Genomic DNA, 1,074 nt, shown 5'->3' with positions numbered 1-1,074 from the left:
GCGTGAAGTTGGCGTCGCTGGTCGGTGTGATCGTCAGGCTCGATAAGGTCCAGCCATGGACATCGACCGCAGTGTGGCTCGCATCGGCCGTGAAGCTGTGGCTGCCGTCGCTCACAGTGGCACCGACCGGGATCGCCCCGACCACCAGCGAGGCCAGGCCATTGCYGTCGCCGGCSAGGCCGTTGACCGTGGCGCCSAGRTTCAGCGCGATSGCCGCGCCCTCGACTCCGCTCTCGGCCACCGGCGCCAGGGTCGGCGCCAGCGGGTTGACCGTCACCGCCTCGGTGGCGGTGGTGGTGGTGCTGAGGTTGCCTTCGCCGTCGGCAGTGGTGGCCGCCACGCTCAGCGTGAAGTTCGCGTCGCTGGTTGGCGTGATGGTCAGGCTCGACAAGGTCCAGCCATGGACATCGACCGCGCTGTGGCTCGCATCGGCGGTGAAGCTGTGGCTGCCGTCGCTCAACGTGGCCCCCAGCGGGATCGCMCCGACCACCAGCGARGCCAGGCTGTTGCCGTCGCCGGCGAGGCCATTGACCGTGGCGCCGAGGYTCAGCGCGATGGCCGCGCCCTCGACCCCRCTCTCKGCCACCGGCGCCAGGGGKGGCGCCAGCGGGTTGACCGTCACCGCCTCGGTGGCCGTGGTGGTGGTACTGAGGTTGCCTTCGCCGTCGGTGGCGGTGGCCGCCACGCTCAGCGTGAAGTTGGCGTCATTGGTCGGCGTGATCGTCAGTGARCCTAGCGTCCAGCCATGGACATCGACCGCGCTGTGGCTCGCATCGGCGGTGAAGCTGTGGCTGCCATCGCTCAACGTGGCCCCGACCGGGATCGCACTGACCATCAGCGAGGCCAGGCTGTTGCTGTCGCCAGTCAGGCCGTTGACCGTGGCGCCGAGGTTCAGCGCGATCGCCGCGCCCTCGACTCCGCTCTCGGCCACCGGCGCCAGGGTCGGCGCCAGCGGATTGACCGTCACCGCCTCGGTGGCCGTGGTGGTGGCGCTGAGRTTGCCCTCGCCGTCGGYRGYGGTCGCCGCCACGCTCAGCGTGAAGTTGGCGTCGTTGGTCGGCGTGATCGGCGTGA

General features: G+C 70.3%; 1 protein-coding gene. It reads right to left on the bottom strand.

Features of this window, described 5'->3' with window-relative positions; translation table 11 throughout:
- On the bottom strand, nt 1-1,074 hold a 1,074-nt coding region (locus AC1DS3_RS38955; protein ID WP_477129403.1), incomplete at both ends, for a hypothetical protein.

The sequence above is a fragment of the Cupriavidus sp. 01L46 genome (genome assembly GCF_056399905.1).
Note: the sequence above shows the minus strand (reverse complement) of the source record. Positions and strands in the feature narration are given on the sequence as shown.